At 40.9% G+C, this 18,820-nt stretch carries 15 protein-coding genes; 8 read left to right on the forward strand and 7 right to left on the reverse strand.

Annotation, left to right across the window (positions count from 1 at the left end; genetic code table 11):
* Positions 1-292 precede the first annotated feature (292 nt).
* The 3 genes from FJX03_05665 to FJX03_05675 all read left to right on the forward strand — a co-directional run bounded on the left by FJX03_05665 (position 293) and on the right by FJX03_05675 (position 2,874).
* Positions 293-1,171, forward strand: coding sequence for an RNA polymerase factor sigma-32 (locus FJX03_05665; protein MBM3633171.1), 879 nt, complete (start codon positions 293-295; stop codon positions 1,169-1,171).
* Positions 1,172-1,230: 59 nt separating this feature from the next.
* Positions 1,231-2,073, forward strand: a complete 843-nt coding sequence (locus tag FJX03_05670) for an MBL fold metallo-hydrolase (GenBank protein MBM3633172.1) — start codon at positions 1,231-1,233, stop codon at positions 2,071-2,073.
* A gap of 75 nt (positions 2,074-2,148) precedes the next feature.
* The gene (locus FJX03_05675) at positions 2,149-2,874 is read left to right on the forward strand and encodes a hypothetical protein (GenBank protein MBM3633173.1); all 726 of its coding nucleotides are present in this window, start codon (positions 2,149-2,151) and stop codon (positions 2,872-2,874) included.
* Positions 2,875-2,960: 86 nt separating this feature from the next.
* Here FJX03_05675 and FJX03_05680 read toward each other — a convergent pair whose 3' ends face one another.
* Complete coding sequence (locus FJX03_05680) at positions 2,961-4,238, reverse strand: MHS family MFS transporter (protein ID MBM3633174.1); 1,278 nt, start codon at positions 4,236-4,238, stop codon at positions 2,961-2,963.
* A gap of 404 nt (positions 4,239-4,642) precedes the next feature.
* Here FJX03_05680 and FJX03_05685 point away from each other — a divergent pair, with 404 nt between their 5' ends.
* Positions 4,643-4,984 (forward strand): hypothetical protein, encoded by a 342-nt coding sequence (locus tag FJX03_05685; GenBank protein MBM3633175.1) that lies wholly within the window; start codon positions 4,643-4,645, stop codon positions 4,982-4,984.
* 276 nt (positions 4,985-5,260) lie between these two features.
* On the opposite strand, the gene FJX03_05690 is transcribed toward FJX03_05685, so the two are convergent.
* From FJX03_05690 to dnaA, 6 genes are all read right to left on the reverse strand, one after another.
* Positions 5,261-5,986, reverse strand: coding sequence for a queuosine precursor transporter (locus FJX03_05690; protein MBM3633176.1), 726 nt, complete (start codon positions 5,984-5,986; stop codon positions 5,261-5,263).
* A gap of 20 nt (positions 5,987-6,006) precedes the next feature.
* Positions 6,007-8,124, reverse strand: coding sequence for a PBP1A family penicillin-binding protein (locus FJX03_05695; GenBank protein MBM3633177.1), 2,118 nt, complete (start codon positions 8,122-8,124; stop codon positions 6,007-6,009).
* 62 nt (positions 8,125-8,186) lie between these two features.
* Positions 8,187-10,625 (reverse strand): DNA topoisomerase (ATP-hydrolyzing) subunit B, encoded by a 2,439-nt coding sequence (gene gyrB, locus FJX03_05700; protein ID MBM3633178.1) that lies wholly within the window; start codon positions 10,623-10,625, stop codon positions 8,187-8,189.
* Between the two features lie 57 nt (positions 10,626-10,682).
* On the reverse strand, positions 10,683-11,903 hold the full coding sequence (recF, locus tag FJX03_05705) for a DNA replication/repair protein RecF (protein ID MBM3633179.1): 1,221 nt from the start codon (positions 11,901-11,903) through the stop codon (positions 10,683-10,685).
* Between the two features lie 58 nt (positions 11,904-11,961).
* A complete protein-coding gene (locus FJX03_05710; protein ID MBM3633180.1) occupies positions 11,962-13,080 on the reverse strand; it encodes a DNA polymerase III subunit beta in 1,119 nt (372 codons plus the stop codon).
* Between the two features lie 8 nt (positions 13,081-13,088).
* Positions 13,089-14,486 (reverse strand): chromosomal replication initiator protein DnaA, encoded by a 1,398-nt coding sequence (gene dnaA, locus FJX03_05715; GenBank protein MBM3633181.1) that lies wholly within the window; start codon positions 14,484-14,486, stop codon positions 13,089-13,091.
* Between the two features lie 456 nt (positions 14,487-14,942).
* Here dnaA and FJX03_05720 point away from each other — a divergent pair, with 456 nt between their 5' ends.
* From FJX03_05720 to FJX03_05735, 4 genes are all read left to right on the forward strand, one after another.
* Positions 14,943-15,812 carry a VacJ family lipoprotein gene (locus FJX03_05720; GenBank protein ID MBM3633182.1) on the forward strand — a complete coding sequence of 290 codons (870 nt, stop codon included), beginning with the start codon at positions 14,943-14,945 and terminating at the stop codon, positions 15,810-15,812.
* Positions 15,813-15,878: 66 nt separating this feature from the next.
* Positions 15,879-16,466 carry an ABC transporter substrate-binding protein gene (locus FJX03_05725; GenBank protein MBM3633183.1) on the forward strand — a complete coding sequence of 196 codons (588 nt, stop codon included), beginning with the start codon at positions 15,879-15,881 and terminating at the stop codon, positions 16,464-16,466.
* Positions 16,467-16,704: 238 nt separating this feature from the next.
* Complete coding sequence (gene atpH / locus FJX03_05730; protein ID MBM3633184.1) at positions 16,705-17,271, forward strand: ATP synthase F1 subunit delta; 567 nt, start codon at positions 16,705-16,707, stop codon at positions 17,269-17,271.
* Positions 17,271-18,806: a F0F1 ATP synthase subunit alpha gene (locus FJX03_05735; GenBank protein ID MBM3633185.1), complete on the forward strand. Its 1,536-nt coding sequence runs from the start codon at positions 17,271-17,273 to the stop codon at positions 18,804-18,806. Before atpH ends, FJX03_05735 begins: the two co-directional genes overlap by 1 nt.
* Positions 18,807-18,820 lie beyond the last annotated feature (14 nt).

The raw sequence follows: 18,820 nt of genomic DNA on the forward strand, positions 1-18,820 counted from the left end.
ATTCACTATTTGTCATTTTATTTATGAATATTTACTTCACGCTTTCCAATGTATAGGCGTAAAGCCGGTGTTCACCCTGCATCAACAAGGGCAATACCCTTGATGAATTGACAATCAGAATTACCTTGCCCCTTAACCAGATGTTTACGCTCTTCCCTCTATGATTAAGGTTAATAAGGAACACGAAAGGCACACACGAATAATAAGATTCTGACAAAGTGCAAGCAGTTAAGGAGTTTGAGTCAATTTTTCTCTTTTTCTGCATTTCATGTCCAATAGTTTGTGAGGAAAAATGAAACAATTTTCATCGGGTTCGACTACAAAGCATGCGGACCTGGAGTATATCCGCCAGTTGATGGACCAGCCCCTACTGAAACGGGATGAAGAACATGAATTAGCGATTGCCTGGCACGATCGACATGACGAAAAGGCTTTACATCTCCTGGTGCAGGCTTATATGCGGTTAGTAGTGAGTACAGCAGTGCGATTCCGCCATTATGGCATTCCCTTATCAGATCTTATTCAAGAAGGTAATCTTGGGCTCATGTATGCGGCTGAGCGGTTTGATCCAGAAAGAGATGTTCGTTTTTCCACCTATGCCAGGTGGTGGATACGGTCTCATATTCAAGAATATATATTGCGCAATTGGTCTATTGTTAGGACCGGCTCCACATCATCTCAAAAGCAGCTCTTTTTTAATTTGCGTCGTCTGAAGGCGCAATTGGCAAAAATGAGCACAGACCAAATGACGATGGAAGAAAGAGGACATATTGCTGAAACTTTGCAAGTTCCTTTACATGATGTTGAGGATATGGAAAATCGGCTTTCTTCACATGATTTATCTTTGAGTCATCCGATGAGTGAAACGGGTAGTGATGATTGGGTGGATTCATTGGCAGATCAAAATCCTGATCCCGAAACTTCAGCTGTTATTAATCTTGACGATAGTATTCGCCGATTATGGATTCAAGGCGCCATGCATTATTTAAGCCCGCGAGAGCGCATGATCATAACTGTGCGTCGGTTAGCAGATCATCCCACAACTTTAGAAGATGTTGGTAAAAAATTGAAAATTAGTAAAGAGCGCGTGCGTCAGTTGGAGGTCAGAGCGATTCGCAAGATGCGGCATCATTTGTTACACAACATTCAAGATTTAAAGGAAGTGTTGTAAGACAACACATCGCTTCTTACCCCGTTGGGGTGAAGAAAATTCTGCTCGTAGAGGAAGCTATGCATAACAGTGAAACGATGAAAGTCACATTTTGGGGCGTGCGAGGGAGCCACCCTCAGTGCAAATCCGCTTTCGATAAGGTGGGGGGGCATACCAGCTGTGTCAGCTTAGAAATGGGCGATCAATATCTGTTTCTTGATGCGGGAACGGGGATTATTGACGCAGGGAATGAAATAATGAAGCGGGGAATCAATAAGGCTACTCTTATGATTTCTCATACTCATGTGGACCATATTGGTGGATTAGCATTTTTTAAACCTCTCTATCAGTCAGATTTTGAATTATCAATTATTGCCAGCGGGCTTTTGTTAAAAGACGATACGGAAAAGGGAATAGAATCTGTGCTGGCAAAAGTTATGTCACCCCCTTATTTCCCCATTCCCTGGAATGAAATTCCCTGTACTCGCTCCCTTATAGATGTTCCCATCGGCGGACAGTTTTCTTTAAATCATTTGAAGGTATCTACAATAGCTTTGGATCATCCGGGGGGGAGTTCTGGCTATCGGATTGAGTGGGATGACAAATCTATTTGTTATATTACAGATACGAGTCATACTCCTGGCGTTCTGGCTCCCCATTTGATTGAATTTATACAGCGCACCAATTTAATGATTTATGATTCAACTTTTACTGAAGAAGAGTTTGCTTTAAAATCAACCTGGGGGCATTCAACTTGGAATCAAGGTGTTGCTTTAGCTAAGGCAGCGGCAATTGGAGAGCTTGCTCTTTTTCACCATGACCCAGATCATGATGATGTTTTTATGGCCGATATTGAATGTCAGGCTCAAAAGCACTTTTCCCATACCTTTGTGGCACGTCAAGGAATGACGCGGGAAATATAAGAACGAGAAATAGAAAATAATTTATCAAAGTTTAGGCCTTTTATGTATTATTGGTTTCCATTTTTAGGATTTTGCATGCTCTTGATGATGCCTGCATTTTCTCTTGATGATCTCAAAACTAAAGAAATGCATGCTTATCCAAAAATGTGCAGAATATGGGACACAATTGAAAAAGTAAGATTTCCCAATCAAAGTCCTCTCATTCCCCATGCGATTTTCTATGACGGGGGAACCTGCTTGGATATATTTGTTACATTTGAGAGCGATAGTGGATTTATGGAATCTACGGGCGAAGAAAACGATGTTCCCGAAAGTCCTCGCTTTTTACCTTCGCCGAGGGCTGCCAAAAAAGAGGATAATGGTCATTTTGGAAACGAAACTCTTGACGGAAAATTTAGATATTACACTCAAAATGCAACTCTGCAAGATTCTAATATCCTTCCAGGGCCAATCACTATAAAATTGTGGTGCTATCGAGATTCGACGGGACTTAAAAAATTATACTTCACCAAAAGCAGTGCTGTTCTGCGATTATCCATACCATCTTTAGACAGTAAATCTTTTAATTCGGATATGGCCAAATACCTTATAAAGGTCCTACAAAGTGGTTTTCGATCCCCACCTCAGCAAGGCATGGAATGCGTAGATTGGCGTGGGGAAGATAAAGTTATCAATATGGTAGTAAAAACATTAGGGCATCATTTTATTAGATATACGAATCGACCATTCTGCTCGGTCTTTAAAGGGATTGTTAACGAGTGTCGAGAAGAACGGAAAATTTTGGATGAAGTTGAAAGGTAATTTCAGCCTTATACTCTCTAAATAACACCGTCTAACCGTTTACCTCTCCCCAGAAACAGGAGAGAGGTAAATGATTACATATTTTTTCAAGTAAACTTAAGCTGCCCTTCGCCGTGATAGATCCGTACGAACTTTAAAGCAATGAGTGAGGCAATTGCCGCACCAGTCAAATAAAAGGCAGGCACCATATTTGTACCCAACTGATTAATCATATAAGTGACGAGTATGGGGGCCGTACCGCCAAACAAGGGACCGCTGATGTTGGTCGTAACCGCGATGGCTGAGAAGCGAATGCTTGTCGGAAAGGCTTCCACCATCATAGCCGCGGTGGGGCCAAAATAACCACCAGCCGCTATTGCAAAAACCAATTGTGCCCAAAAGATGGTCATCATATTTGTCGTAGTTGTTATAATCCAGAATAAGGGAATTGTGCCGCAAATGAATATGAGGGCTGCGCCTGTCATTACGGGTTTGCGCCCAACCTTATCTGATAACCACGCCCCTAAAACAGTAAATACACAAACCAAAAATAGGTTAATTGTATTGATCGTAAAGGCAACATCATCTGCTAAATGAAGTTGTTTGGTCATGAATGTTGGCATATAGGTGAACAAGGTGTAAAAGCTTAAATCATGTAGCATGATCGCCAAAACAACAACAGTTAGAGTGATCCAATGCTCTTTAAAGACTTGAGTTATAGGGTATTTAGATACTTTACCTGATTCTTGAACGGCCATAAATTCAGGGGTTTCGGGTATTTTTGTTCGTAAATAATACCCAACAAAACATATAAGAATGCCTAATAAAAATGGTACGCGCCATCCCCACGTATTTAAATCGTGTTCTGACAAAACATAAGAAAATAAAGTAGCAGTGGCCGAGCCTAATAAAATACCCACTAAGCAACTTGTAATAGCAAAACTACCAATGAGACCGCGATGTTTGGGATCGGAATGCTCTGTTGTAAACGTAATAGAGCCTCCATAATTACCGCCCATAGAAAATCCTTGAAGCATTCGCATAACAATGAGCAATATTGAGGCAGAAATACCGATTTCTTCGTATGTTGGCAGCAAGCCGATGACAGCCGTGGGAATTGCCATCAAAATAATAGCTAGTACTAAAGCTTGCTTTCTTCCCACTTTATCACCAATGTGGCCAAAGACTATCCCGCCCAAGGGGCGCACAAAAAACCCAACTGCAAAGACACCGAATGCTTTAATGAGTTCGGTGGTTTCATCGGCCGAGGGGAAAAAAAGTTTCCCCAATATGGGGGCAAAATAAGCAAATAAAATAAAATCATAAAATTCGAATAGGTTACCCATCATGCTGGTGACAACAGTTCGAAATAATGGTTTTTTCATAGCACGCTCCAATACATATATTGTCCCTTAATTTTATTAAGGGATAGAATTAACTTAAGGTTAAATTTATTTTGATGAATAAAGAATATAAAAATGGTATATCGGCCTCAGCCGAGGAGTTGTAGGGAAAGGAGTAATAAAGAATTTGAATATAATATTTTCATAACAGTCTCAAATATGTTTATTAAACACATGCATAACATAGGAGAAGAATGGTGTCTACTGATATCCACCATCCCTCCTAAATACATGAAAACAGAGGGTAATAGATTGCCAGTATTTTAGGATGCCATGGGAAAATTCTATGAGGGGAAGATTTTTTTAATTGTTAATTAAAGATGTCGTAGGATATTATTTGAGCGTATTTTAATATTAATTTTTTATAAATATATGGGGAGTCAATCATGAAAAAATTTCTAAGTTTAAGTGCTGTCGTTCTTTTATTAAATGTTGAAACGTTTGCTTGTGAAGATGCGAAAGTCGTAAATGATGCAGTTGCTAGAGCAAATTCATCTCAGCAGTTTGGGGAGGAAATGAAGGCTTATGGGGGGGTCAAACAAATTATGTCTTCTGGTAACTTTCATGAAAGCGCAGAAGGCTGGGGGCGTTTTAAAGCTTATATTCTTCAGCATCCCTTAGTTCTTCGCCCTACGAAAGAGCATAATCCTATTTGTGTGTATGATCGCTATAATGTTAGCGGGGGAAGTCTAGGTGTTGTCCTAAATAAAAAAGTTGCAGCAAAATAATTTCTATTAAATACTTTCATGGGGCAAGCACCATTCCCATATGACATAAAAGGAAAAATCTATGCTTGCTCCATATTCTTACAATCTTTAAGACTTGGATTTTTTTACCACAAGAAAATATGCAATTATTTTTTAAGTTAAATCTAGTTAAATAATTAAATAAATTAGCATCCTATCCTGGCCGAGGAGCAACGAATAAAAATTTGAAAATTCATCTATAGGTATACCAAAAAGATGAGACTAATATAAGAAAAAATCCTTAGTTTTCGGCTATTTTTAGGACGAAGTCAAATAATTTGACAACCTGATTTTGTACTTTTGAAATAGGGGTTGTTGAGGGGAAGGCACTTTGGGAGACCTCATTAACAAGTGCTGAATAAGCCAGAATCCTATGTAAATTAATGGAGAACAACAAATGATAAAGAAAGACTTAAAAAGATATGTGTGGATGATGAGCATTCCCATACGTTCTTTGGGGAGTATGGAAAAGAGAGTTAAGATACCTATGACGATGCAGGTATCGACAAATAGAGATAGAGTGCTGCTCGCATAACTTCTCAGCCATAACCATTTTTTACCCGTTATGCGGTGAATCCATAAATATAAAATGGCATCTAACCGTTGCCCGATGTAGCAAGCGATAAGGGATGCGATAAATGCAATATTATAATATCCAAAGACTTTATGAAAAGTTTCAGTGCTTACGCGAGACCATTCCGTTGCTTCAAGGAAGTCCATACCTATAATAATTAAAGCGATAAGAATATTCATGCAAATGGCGAGATGGATACAAAATTTTACTTTTGTAGCCCCAAAAAATTCACTAATTAGGCCGGTCAACATGAATGTGACAGGGTATAAAATAGCCCCTACTGATAGTTCTAGGGGATAAAAAGGGAAAATAGATATGGAGACAAATTTTTGGTAAATTAGATTCCCCATGACAATGAGAACTGAAAAGAGAGTACACAAACTCAAGTAGATTTTATCAGATATATTCATTATGTTCTTAAGACTTTGATTTATCCCGCGACTTGATTGACCAACTGTTCAAATTCATCTTCTGTTTCGACATTGGGAGGCGCAGCTGGAGCAATGGCCCCGTGATCAGATATTTCATCAAAGTCTTCAATATTCTCCTCTCGCTCTTCTGAAGCATCTTCATTTTCTATAATTAATTCGCCTTCAGGTTTGCCCGCTTCTCCATAAAGAGATTTCATAAAAGTAGCCCAAACACGCGCCGGTAACCTTCCTCCAGTGGATTTTTTTGCCATAGGTTTGTTGTTGTCATTTCCAGTCCAAACGCCGGCAACAAAATCTGGGGTATAACCCACAAACCAGGCATCCGTATCACCATTACTGCCAGTTTTGCCGGCCACGGGAAATGACATTTTTGCCGCACGACCTGTTCCATTATTAACGGCACTGGTTAACATACGGTTCATTTGACTTACATATTTTGCCTCAACAACCGGACTTGCAGATTCATTTTGACGCTGATAGAGAATTATTCCAGATTTATCTTTAATAGATAAAATACCATAAGGCCAAACGCTCATACCATTGTTTGCAAATGTGCCAAATGCTGCAGTGAGATCAAGAAGGGTGACTTCCGTTGTCCCAAGCGCCATGCTGAGGTCGGTTACAATTTTACCATTAATCCCAAGACGACGGGCAACTTCTGCAATTCGTCGCGTTCCAACTTGTTGAGCAAGGCGAACCGTGCAGGAGTTAATGGATTTTGTGATCGCTTCTTGAAGGCTGTAGTCGTCTCCTTCTAAATATCGATATTGATGTTTACCAAAATTTCGGGGAGACCAATTACCAATGGTAATGGGTTCGTCTGAGACGCGTGTTTCAGGAGACATCCCGTATTCTAAGGCTGCTAAATAAACAAAAGGTTTCCAAGCAGAGCCGGGTTGTCGCAACGCTTGCGTTACACGATTGAACTGACTACCCTGATAGCTTTTACCCCCAACCATGGCTCGAACGGCACCATTGGGTGTCATTACGACCATTGAAATTTCACTTGTTTTTAGGTCTTTCCCCATATCTTCTAATAAATTCAAAGCCGCTTCTTCCGCTTTCTTTTGCATGACCAGGTCAAGCGTTGTGACAACAACCAAGTCTTTATCGGCTATACTCACGTAGTTTGAAATTGAGTCATAAACCCAGTCTGCAAAAAATTGATAACCATTTCCTGTGGCTGAAGTTTGACTAAATGTAGCTTCTGCATGACGCATATGTTCATCAGCAGATTGAATATATCCGGCTTCTTGCATCTGATCTAAAACTACTTTAGCCCTGGCTCGGGAGCGTTCAGGATGAGCTGTCGGAGAGTAGCGAGAGGGCGCTTTTAGCAAACCTGCAATCACTGCTGCTTCATAAACGGTAATTTGTCGGGCGGATTTCTTGAAATATTTATGGGCGGCGGCATCGACACCATAAGTACCCGCGCCAAAATAAACCCGATTGAGATAAATAGTCATAATTTGATCTTTTGTGAAATTCCATTCGAGCCAGACGGCCATAATGGCTTCCTGAATTTTTCTTCGCAAAGATCGATCGTTATGTCCATAAAGCCCTTGAGTCATTAGGAAATTTTTTGCGAGCTGCTGCGTAATTGTGGAGCCTCCTTGCACGACACGATCGGCTCGGTAGTTTGTATAGGCTGCGCGAAGTAAGCCGATAATATCAACACCAAAATGACTATAAAAGCGGCGATCTTCAATGGCCATGAGGGCTTGGGGAATATAAGGAGAAAGATCTTGAACGCGGATCGTATCCTCATATAAGTCACCATACGTACCAATAACCGTTCCATCTTGAGTCATAATAGTTACACTGGGTCGTCGGGAGGTTGCTTGAAGGCGACTAATATCGGGTAAGTCGTAACTAAACCAAAGAACACCCATTCCCCCTAAGCATAAAATCCAAATGCCCATCGTTAAAAATAGACGAATAATTACCCATTTTATTGATAATGGATGCCGCTTCTTAGAAGGGGGTTTGGTCGACCCTCTTTTTTTGGATTTGCGTTTAGCCGTGGATTTTGTGGCGGCTGAAGAGCGCATATCCTCCTGGCCTTCAGATAAAGTAGGGCGCTCAAATCCGAATAGTGTGGGAGGTTGTTTCGCCACAATTTACCTTAATGTAAAATTCTTTAAATATTGTTGCTAGTATAATATTCGTATTTATACCATTAGGCGTCTAAATTGACAACTTTTAAGGCATTGCTTTGAATAAATTCTCGCCGGGGCTCAACAACATCTCCCATTAGGGTGGAGAAAATTTCTTCTGCTTCTTCTAAGTGAGTCAACTTGACTTGAAGAAGAGTTCGGGCTTCCGGATCCAGAGTTGTTTGCCATAATTGATCAGGGTTCATTTCTCCCAATCCTTTATATCGACTCAAAGAAATCCCTTTGCGGCCAATTTCCAGGAAAGCTTCAGCAAGACTGGTAGGACCACTAATTGGCAACTTTTTGTCCTTTGCCTCAAACAGAGAAGGTTCCATAAAAAATTCTTTTAATGTGGGAAGAAGTCCTAGAAGAGCCTTAATCTCTGGAGAGTTTGTTAAGGCTTCGTCTAAGCGCCATGTTTCTGAAACACCTGCGAGGGTATAAGTTGCTAAAACATCCCCATTTTCAGCGCGTATTAAAGACCAGGTTGGCTTTTTAGGGGTTGAGCCATTCAAACGTATGGCTTGGTCCGCTTGATTCAGAGCTTGAGTTACAGGCGTTAACTCCATGGTGGGAGTATGAAAATAACCTGTGAGAAAAAATTGTTCCATGAGGCTAATATTATTCACACGTCGAGTCAGACCTGAAAATCCATGGCGAGCTCTTAAGGCAAGATCAGCAAGAGCACGTAAATCCTTTCCTGCAATCACAGAACCATTGGCTAATGTTAAACGAGATTCTTCAACAGCAGAATCTAAAAGATACGTTTCTAAGGCTCGTTCATCTTTCATGTAAACTTCAGATTGTCCTCGTTTTACTTTATAAAGAGGAGGTTGTGCGATGTATAAATAGCCGCGTTCAATCAAGGGGCGCATTTGTCGATAGAAGAATGTTAACAGAAGAGTTCGAATGTGACTTCCATCCACATCCGCGTCAGTCATAATAATAATTTTATGATATCGCGTCTTGTCGGGTGAAAAATCCTCTGGTCCAATGCCTGTGCCTAATGCTGTAATTAAGGTGCCAATTTCTGCAGACCCGAGCATTTTGTCAAAACGGGCGCGTTCTACGTTTAAAATTTTTCCCTTCAAAGGCAAGATTGCCTGAAAAGATCGTTCGCGTCCTTGTTTTGCTGATCCGCCCGCGGAGTCACCCTCAACGATGAAAATTTCACTTTTCGCCGGATCTTTTTCCTGACAATCAGCAAGTTTTCCAGGTAACGAAGCCATGTCGAGTACACCCTTACGACGTGTTAATTCTCGGGCTCTTCTTGCCGCTTCACGAGCTGTTGCTGCTTCTAAAACTTTGGCAATAATAACTTTTGCCTGTGCCGGATTTTCCTCAAACCATTGCTCCATAGCTTCGGAGACAATGTTTTCAACAACGGGTCGAACTTCAGAAGAAACAAGCTTATCTTTCGTTTGAGAAGAGAATTTAGGATCAGGAACTTTGACAGAAAGGACGCATGTAAGACCTTCTCGGACATCTTCCCCAGTGAAAGTGAATTTTTCCTTCTTACCTTGCGGGCTGGCGGCAACAAAGTTACCAACCATGCGGGTTAATCCCCCCCGTAAGCCTGCGAGGTGGGTTCCTCCATCCCGTTGAGGGATGTTGTTGGTAAAACACAATGTTGTTTCGTGATAACTATCTGTCCACTCCATGGACAATTCAACGGTTATATCGCCTTGGGATTTTGAAATACTTATGGGTAAAGGCTGTAAAGGATTCTTAGCTTTGTCTAGGTAACGAACAAATTCTGTAATCCCGCCTTCATAGTGGAGAGTTGTTTCATAAAGAGTGTCTTCTCGCTCATCTTTTAGAATGATATTAACCCCAGAGTTCAAAAATGCCAGTTCACGTAACCGATGTTCAATCGTTGCGCGGTCAAAAATTGTGTGGGTAAACGTTTCTGAAGAAGGAAGAAAGCGGACTTCTGTACCCGTTCGGCCGTTTGAATCTCCAATAATTTGAAGAGGAGCATCAGGAACACCATGGGTGAAATGAATAGCATATTCTTTTCCATCTCGCCAAATATGCAACTCTAATGTTTGGGAAAGAGCGTTTACAACAGATACACCAACGCCGTGAAGACCACCTGAAACTTTATAGGTGTTCTGATCAAATTTACCCCCGGCATGGAGTTGTGTCATGATGACTTCAGCGGCGGATACGCCTTCTTCTGCGTGAATATCAACGGGTATGCCTCGACCATTATCCCGAACAGTGATTGAGTTGTCGCCATTGATAATGACTTCAATACGATCACAATGACCTGCAAGAGTTTCGTCAATAGCATTATCCACGACTTCATAGACCATATGGTGTAATCCCGTCCCGTCATCTGTATCGCCGATATACATTCCAGGACGTTTACGTACAGCATCAAGGCCTTTTAATACCTTAATAGATTCAGATGTATAGTCTTCAGAGCTATTGTTTTGAGCTTCAGATTTGTCGGTCATCTTTTTTATCGTTCCTCAGTTTTTAATACAGTTGCTCTATAATTGTGACAGTTAAAATCAAATTGTCAAAGTTGCATTATGAACCGTCAAGAATTGTGCTTGAGGGTTCAGGTCTTGGAAGGCAGACTTTTCGGTTCCGGTCATCCAGACTTGAAAAGGGCCCTTAGAAGACTCAAGAGATGAATCTTTGGCGGGCCCACAAATTTCTTGAAATAAAATCAGCCGGTGCTGATCATCCAAGTGTGCTGCAATGTCATCTAACAATAAGATAACTGGGCACGTACGATAATTTTCTTGAACTTTTATAAAAGCCAAGGTTAAGGCAAGTAACAACATTTTCTGTTCTCCCGTGGAGCATAGCTCTGCTGGAAGCTGTTTGGCAAGATGGTGTACTTGAAAATCACTCCGGTGAGGCCCAATGGCAGCTCCGCCAGCCTCTCCATCTTGATAACGATTACTTGCAAGCCTTGCTGCATATTGGTCTTCAACGGCAAGCGCCGGTTGATTTGTTGTCCAGCATTCAATTTCACCTTTCATTTCAGCGCGAAATTGAGGAAATGGAAAAGATTTTTCGATTCGTTGAGCACTTTCCAAGCTTTTAACGACCTGTTGCCGAGCCACCACAATGGCGACGCCATCTTCTGCCAAGTGTCTTTCTAAAGTTGAAACCCACAAGGGATCATAACGTCCTTCTCGCAGGAGGTGTGCACGTTCGCGCAAATGGTGTTCATATCGATGAAGTCTTGATGCATGATTTGCATCCACTGCAAAAACGAGTCGATCAATAAACTTTCGCCTAACGGATGCAGGCTCTAAGAATAGTCGATCCATTTGAGGCGTTACCCAAATGACACTGATCCAATCAGTTAAGGATGCCTGACTTTTTGCTGGCGTACCATTAATTTTAACCACACGGCGTTCGTTTCCTATGGCTGTGTAATCTAATCCAGTTCCCAATTGAACAGGACCGTGATACGTTTCTACGGTAGCTGCAATTGCCCATAAGGTTGGATGAGTCATATCATCATTCACTTTTTTAAGATTGGTGACTTGTGACAGCTTAATACTTCGCAATCCTCGGCCGGGAGACAAAAAAGAAAGAGCTTCCAAAATGTTTGTCTTACCTGCTCCGTTAGGTCCTGTCAGAACGATAGTGTCAGCGTGAAGATGGAGGTCTAATCCTTGATAATTTCGAAACTGATGCAACGCAAGTCGCGACAAACCCATCATAGGTGAAGGTTGAACAGAAATATTTTCTTTGCATTGTCGTATCTGCACTTAATGATAGTCCCTGCCATACTTTTTTATCATGTGATATCTTGCGACCTTGCTTTTATCAGACCCGCATGGGCATGAGAACATAAGTTGCTTCTTGATTTGTCATCCCCTTAATAATGGCTGGCGCATCCCCATTTGCCAGAACAACTTGAGCTTCATCCTCATCAATTTGTTGGGCAATATCAAGTAAATAACGAGCATTAAAACCGATTTCAACGGGAGCATGCGGAAAGTCGATCGCAATCTCTTCGGTGGCATTACCTAAATCATGACTTGCTGCAGATAGGGTGAGCATATTGTTGTTTAAACTCATTTTTATAGTTCTAATCTTGTCATTCGAAACGGTAGCCACTCGATCGACAGCTGCTGCGAAAGTTTTTGCATCAATAATGGCAATTTTATCATTACCACTCGGAATGGCTTTTTCATATTCCGGGTAAGTTGCATCAATTAATCGAGAACTTAACACGGCATTCTCAAACGCAAATTCAATGCGTGTTGGAGAGAGAGCAACTTGAACTTCAGTGGTTGTATCATCTACCAATTTGCGAGCTTCTGTGATGGTTTTGCGTCCAATAATGATGCCAGGGATATTTTCGGCTCCTTCAGGCAAAGGGACTTCAATATAGGCAAGGCGATGCGCATCTGTGGCGACGGAGCGAAGGATTTTTTGCCCTTCTCTTTCCAGTGTATGAAAGTGTATTCCATTTAGATAATAGCGGGTTTCTTCTGTGGACATAGCAAATTTTGCACGGTCTAAAAGCTTTTTAAATATCGCGATGGGTAAAGAAAAATGGAAGGGTAATTCCCCTTGAGTGAGTTGGGGAAAATCTTCGGGATCCAGGCAAGACAGATTAAAACGAGATCGCCCCCCTTTTAAGTTTAATTGGCCTGTTTCCGACAAATAAGTCAGTTCAATCGTGGACCCTTCGGGAAGTTTTCTCACAATATCAAATAGCATTTGAGCAGAGACAGTCGTTGTACCTGGCTCAGTCACAATTGCAGGGACTGTCTCTATGAGAGCAAGATCCGTATCTGTAGTAATTAAACTTAAGCCCATGGGCGTTGCGCTTAAAAGAACGTTACTTAGGATGGGGATTGTTGTTCTTCGTTCAACAACACTTTGACCATGGGAAAGGGCTTTTAAAAAAGCGGATCTATCAACTGTTAACTTCATGACTTAAATTATACCTCCAAGTTTCTACGTAAAATATCGAGATCATCTGAAAATTCTCGATCTTGAATTCTGACTTCTTCAACTTTGCGCACAGCATGTAAGACGGTTGTGTGGTCGCGTCCACCAAATTTTCTGCCAATTTCAGGAAGAGATCGAGATGTTAATGTCTTAGCCAAATACATAGCGACTTGACGAGGACGGGCAACATTTTGAGATCGTCTAGCAGACTGCATATCTGAAATCTTAATGCCATAATACTCTGAGACACGCTTTTGAATATCCTCGATTGTGATACGTCGATCATTCGCTTTTAAAAGATCTCGCAAAACATCATGAGTTGTTTCCAAGGTAATTTCGCGGCCCACGAGAGTGGCATGGGCGATAATACGATTTAAGGCACCTTCAAGTTCGCGGATGTTTGAACTGATCTTGCGCGCTAAAAATTCCATAACATCTTTTGGAATTCCTATATTTAAAGTATCTGCTTTGGCGTGTAAAATTCCTAATCGTAATTCATAGGTTGTCGGATGAATATCCGCCACCAGTCCCCATCCAAGGCGGGATTTTAAACGATCTTCCATGCCTTCCAAATCAGAAGGAGACTTGTCAGCAGAAATAATTATTTGATGATTTTGATCAACGAGAGCATTGAAAGTATGAAAAAATTCTTCTTGCGTCGTTTCTTTACCGCTGATGAATTGAACATCATCAATCATGAGAACATCAACGGAACGGAACAGTTCTTTGAATGACACCGTATCTTTGAAACGTAAGGCACGAATAAATTGATACATAAATTTTTCTGCTGATAAATAGATAACGCGACGTTTGGGATGATAGGTTTTAATGTGCCAGGCAATCGCATGCATTAAGTGGGTTTTACCAAGACCAACCCCGCCATATAAGAACAGGGGGTTGAATTGAGCCGTTTGAGATTCTGCAACGCGTAAAGCAGCGGCATAAGCAAGTTCGTTAGGTTTGCCAACCACAAAATTATCAAAAGTGAATCGAGGATCAAGGGCTGCGCCAAGAACATCTCGATCTATGCCAATGGATTCTTCATCGATGAGAGAAGCTTCTTTGGGACTTTGAGGAGTGCCCGCTGGGAGAATTTCATCTGGCTGTTGGGAAGGTAGCGGGACCGGAGTGCCCATTTTAACAATAACTTCAACTGCCGTAATAGAGGGATTTAGGCCTAGCCAGAGGAGCCGAATGCGTTCCACATAATGAGAAACAACCCAATCACGCATAAAACGCGTTGGGGCAGCAATTCGAACAGTGTTTCCCAAAACATCGATTACAAACAGGGGTTTAATCCAGCTCTTAAACACAGCTTCACCAAATTCTAACCGCAACTGCTCACGAACTTTTTCCCACTGAGGGATAGTTTCGGTAGTATGATCTATGTCTTTTGATTCTGTTAATGCCAGCGCTGTCAAAAAAATACCCTAACTCTAAAATGAATTGATTATCAAGGAAACTGCTAAAAAGAGGAGAACACTTCCCTCAATGATATACCAACCTATTTTTACCTGATCTGACGCCTAAAACCAATGAGAAAATGGCCTCTTTTAAAACATAATGAAAAACTCCCGAATTATGGGCGGTATATCTAGCTGACCATGGCATTGCGAGGACCTCTTACTCGGGAAACTTTCATAATAATCTAGAAATTACACCAAAAGCTCTAATAGTATTCATAATATTTCAAGAAAAAATTTATAAAATTTTACTTATTATTCAGTCTCTTTTGCACAAATCTATAAAAAATTGAAAAAAATTATCTATTTTTTGAGTGAAATCTGTTCACACTGCAGGTAAAGTCGGTGGAGAATGAAGCCTATGAAAAGGAATTTCCAGGAATGCGATTCTGTTTATTAAAGCATGGATTATTAGTTGCAACCCTAATAGAGTTAGGTATTTTAAGCAGCGGGCCTATTGTGGCCAACACAATCCCTGAAGCAACTCCGCTTTCCGCCTCTCAGAATGAAGTAAATCAGAGTCCTTCTGCTGACTTAACATCATCAGCTTCGCAGGAATTCTCGTCAGATGAAGGACCTAATGATCCTTTAGAACCCCTCAATAGATTTGTGTTCTCGATAAACGAAATTCTTGATTTCGCACTTTTAAGGCCTGTTGCAGAAATTTATCGAGCTGTTACTCCCGACCCCCTAAAACGAGGTGTATCAAATGTTTTGGATAATCTATTTGCACCTGTCAGTTTCTTAAACCATATTTTTCAAGGCGAGCCAGAACGGGCTACCGTAACCCTTTTCCGTTTCTTGCTAAACTCTAGCATTGGCTTTTTAGGGATTTCAGACTTTGCGTCTGATAGGGGCTATCCTCGCTATGACACGGACTTTAATCAGACATTAATAACGTGGGGTATTGATACAGGTCCCTATTTGGTTTTACCATTATTAGGATCTTCCTCATTCCGGGGTACGGCTGGGTTTGTGGCAGACTATTATGCAGATCCTCTTAATATATATCTTAATAATCACCATCATTGGAAATATCATTATTGGTTGACCGTTCGTTATGGATTCGATATGCTGAGGAATCGCGAGAAAGTCATTGAAACAATAGATAATTTAAGAAGTGGCTCTTTCGACTTTTATATTACAATGCGGAGTATTTACTTCCAACGTCAGGCCTATTTGGCTGAAAAACTAAAATCTGCAAAATCTCCAGAGGTAGCTAAGGAGGAACAAACAAGGGTGACTTCATAACCGTTTGTTAATCTCTTTCTTGTAGGCTTTACATTAAGGATTATTGCAATCAAGAACGAGGATATTATGATTAAGAATTTTTTTTATTCCCTAGTCGCTATTTTGTTTTTCTCGCAACTTAGCTCTCAATCAATTTTGGCAGACACCCCTGACGGAGCCAAGGCTTTTATAGAAGATTTAGGTCGACGAGCCATTAACTCTCTGACGAAGCCAGACGTATCACAAGAGCAGTTAGAATCCAATTTTGAAAAACTTTTGAATGAAGGATTTGATGTTCCTGGTATTGCAAGATTTGTTATGGGGCGGTATTGGGTTCAAATGAATGATGAACAAAAAGAGAGATTTGTTCCCCTATTTAAAGCTCGTCTTAAAAAGTCTTATGCAAATCGTTTCCAAGCCTATCGTGGTGTTGTTTTCGTTGTCAAAGATGCGCGCCAAGAAAAAGATCACGTTATTGTATCCAGTACCATTCAGAAACCTGGCGAAGCTTTGACACCGGTTGAGTGGCGTGTGGCAGGCGGAAAAATTCATGATGTAAAAGTTGAAGGCGTAAGTATGAGTATCACCATTCGAGATGAATATAATGCTCTTGTTCAATCCAACAACCGGAATATTGAAAAATTCATGAGCATGATTGCTGGATCTGTACAATAATTTTTTTCAGAAATTTTAAGAGATAATCAAAAAACTGATATATCCCCCCTGTAAACGGGGATATATATAGCCCTTTTTTATTGTAAGGGGCGGCATATTCTCCCCTCTTAAAAATACCTTCTAGAAATTTACTTCAAGACACGCCAATATAAGGAACGGAACAACAAAACATAGGGCAACTTTCTTCAAGGCAAGACTTTAAAGAGGCTGCTAAAATATCGGGTTTGATTCGTTTATTATGGAAAATGTATTTTCACCAGGAATTTTAACTTCTCTACCCGGTCGGTACGCAAAAGCTCTTTTCGACTTGGCAAAAGAGAAGAAGCAAACGGGGGGTGTAGGATCTAGCTTAACCTCTTTGGTTCATCTTATCCAATCCTCTCTCGTTTTAAAGCAGGCTCTAAGTAACCCAACAATCAGCTGCAAAGACCAAACGGCTGCGCTTGTCGAAATATGTGTACATCTCAAAACACCTAAAATATTTCAGTCTTTTATTGCGCAATTGATGAAAGCGCAACGCATAGCTTATCTGACAAGGATTGATAAAATCTATCAAAACTTAATGTTATACGAGAAAGGGCAAGAAAACATTGAAGTCATCTCTGCCCATCCCTTGACAACGGCTCAGGTACACTTGTTACAAGACAAGTTAAAACAGGTCTTTCCTAGAACACTGAAACTTACTTTGGTTAATGATTCAAGTGTATTGGGAGGAATAATGGTTCGAATTGGGTCTCGTGTTATTGATGCCACTCTGATTACACAACTCAATAAACTTGCCACGGTGATGAAAGGAAATACCTAATGGAACTAAGAGCTGCGGAAGTTTCCGCCATTTTAAAAGAACAAATTAAAGATTTTGATCCTAAAGCGGACATTGCGGAAAGCGGCATTGTTGTTTCTGTTGGAGACGGCATTGCCCGTATTTATGGATTAGAGAATATCCAATCAGGTGAGTTGGTCCTCTTTCCCAATGATATTAAGGGTATGGCCCTTAATTTAGGAACGGATAATGTGGGTGTTGTTATCTTTGGAAACGATAGAGATATTCGAGAGGGTGATCGGGTCAAAAGAACTCAAAAAATTGTAGACGTTCCTGTCGGGAAAGGGCTTTTGGGGCGTGTTGTAGATGGTTTGGGAAATCCCATTGATGGCAAAGGGCCTTTGAAAAATGTGACCCTATCTCAAGTGGAAGTAAAAGCGCCGGGAATTATTGCCCGTCAACCTGTGTCAGAGCCTATGCAGACCGGTATTAAAGCTATTGATAGTTTGGTTCCCATTGGACGGGGTCAAAGAGAATTAATCATTGGGGATCGGCAAACAGGTAAAACGGCGATCGTTTTGGATGCCATAATTAATCAAAAAGGCATAAATAAAGGTAAAAATGAGTCGCAAAAGCTTTATTGTATTTATGTGGCTATTGGCCAGAAGCGTTCCTCTGTGGCTCGAATTGTGAAGACCTTAGAAGAAAATGGAGCCTTAGAATATTCTATTGTGGTTGCGGCCACAGCTTCAGATCCAGCACCTATGCAATACCTTGCTCCTTATACTGGGTGTACGATGGGGGAATATTTTCGAGATAATGGGATGCATGCGCTGATTATTTATGATGATTTATCTAAACATGCGGTTGCCTATCGACAAATGTCATTATTATTGCGTCGTCCCCCAGGTCGAGAAGCGTATCCCGGAGATGTCTTTTATCTTCACTCTCGGTTGCTTGAACGGGCTGCCAAAATGGATACACCTTTTGGTAGTGGATCTTTGACGGCCTTACCTATTGTAGAAACTCAAGCGGGTGATGTTTCTGCGTATATTCCAACCAATATTATTTCGATTACCGATGGCCAAATTTTTTTGGAGACGGAATTGTTTTATAAAGGAATACGTCCGGCAATTAATGTTGGTTTATCCGTCAGTCGTGTTGGATCTGCCGCTCAGAAAAAAGCGATGAGACAAGTTGCAGGACGCATTAAACTTGAGCTGGCTCAATATCGTGAAATGGCGGCATTTTCTCAATTCTCATCAGATTTAGATGCTTCAACACAAAAATTATTGAATCGGGGGGAGCGATTGACCGAGCTCCTTAAACAAAAACAATACAGCCCTTTGAGCATGGAGGAACAAGTTGTTTCTCTTTTTGCGGGCGTGAAGGGATTTCTTGATTCAATCCCCATTAAAGATATTCAAAAATTTGAGGAAGAATACCTTGAAGTATTGCAAATGAACCAACCTGAAATTTTTGAAGACATAAGAGCAACTGGTGCTTTAAGCGAAGAGACAGAAAAAAAGTTAGCAAAATTTCTAACAACATTTTGTTCTTCCTACACATCTCGTTAAGAGTAAAGAAGAGG

Source organism: Alphaproteobacteria bacterium (genome assembly GCA_016870095.1).
GTDB lineage: Bacteria > Pseudomonadota > Alphaproteobacteria > Paracaedibacterales > VGCI01 > VGCI01.

What these genes read in the sequence shown, in the direction of transcription:
- FJX03_05665 (MBM3633171.1), top strand. Translation starts at nt 293, where the DNA reads ATGAAACAATTTTCATCGGGTTCGACTACAAAGCATGCGGACCTGGAG.
- FJX03_05670 (MBM3633172.1), top strand. Translation starts at nt 1,231, where the DNA reads ATGCATAACAGTGAAACGATGAAAGTCACATTTTGGGGCGTGCGAGGG.
- FJX03_05675 (MBM3633173.1), top strand. Translation starts at nt 2,149, where the DNA reads ATGCTCTTGATGATGCCTGCATTTTCTCTTGATGATCTCAAAACTAAA.
- FJX03_05680 (MBM3633174.1), bottom strand. Translation starts at nt 4,238, where the DNA reads ATGAAAAAACCATTATTTCGAACTGTTGTCACCAGCATGATGGGTAAC.
- FJX03_05685 (MBM3633175.1), top strand. Translation starts at nt 4,643, where the DNA reads ATGAAAAAATTTCTAAGTTTAAGTGCTGTCGTTCTTTTATTAAATGTT.
- FJX03_05690 (MBM3633176.1), bottom strand. Translation starts at nt 5,986, where the DNA reads ATGAATATATCTGATAAAATCTACTTGAGTTTGTGTACTCTCTTTTCA.
- gyrB (MBM3633178.1), bottom strand. Translation starts at nt 10,625, where the DNA reads ATGACCGACAAATCTGAAGCTCAAAACAATAGCTCTGAAGACTATACA.
- FJX03_05710 (MBM3633180.1), bottom strand. Translation starts at nt 13,080, where the DNA reads ATGAAGTTAACAGTTGATAGATCCGCTTTTTTAAAAGCCCTTTCCCAT.
- FJX03_05720 (MBM3633182.1), top strand. Translation starts at nt 14,943, where the DNA reads ATGCGATTCTGTTTATTAAAGCATGGATTATTAGTTGCAACCCTAATA.
- FJX03_05725 (MBM3633183.1), top strand. Translation starts at nt 15,879, where the DNA reads ATGATTAAGAATTTTTTTTATTCCCTAGTCGCTATTTTGTTTTTCTCG.
- atpH (MBM3633184.1), top strand. Translation starts at nt 16,705, where the DNA reads ATGGAAAATGTATTTTCACCAGGAATTTTAACTTCTCTACCCGGTCGG.
- FJX03_05735 (MBM3633185.1), top strand. Translation starts at nt 17,271, where the DNA reads ATGGAACTAAGAGCTGCGGAAGTTTCCGCCATTTTAAAAGAACAAATT.